1 pseudogene is annotated in these 299 nt (G+C 51.8%); it reads left to right on the top strand.

The annotated features are described in order from the left end of the window. A pseudogene (locus ACYQ2M_RS25465) lies at nt 1-299 on the top strand (alpha-glucan family phosphorylase); the annotation flags it as partial.

Genomic DNA, 299 nt, shown 5'->3' with positions numbered 1-299 from the left:
CAGCGCATGGATGAAATTTATGACGATGAACTCTGGCGTGCCCATGAAATGAGTCGTACCCAGATGATTCGTACCTGTCGTGAATTGCTGAAGAAACAATATCAGCGACGCAACGCCCCCAGAAGCCTCATTGATCAGATTCAGACCATCCTGGACCCGGATGTGCTGACCATTGTCTTTGCCCGCAGGTTTGCCACCTACAAAAGGGCACATCTCCTTCTCCAGGACCCCGAACGGTTGGCAGCCATTTTAAACAATCCCCATCGACCGGTGCAGATCATTTTTGCCGGCAAGGCCCA

It is taken from the genome of Desulfocicer niacini (assembly GCF_054657595.1).
The sequence above is the reverse complement of the archived record's forward strand: the minus strand, read 5'-3'. Positions and strand labels throughout refer to the sequence as shown.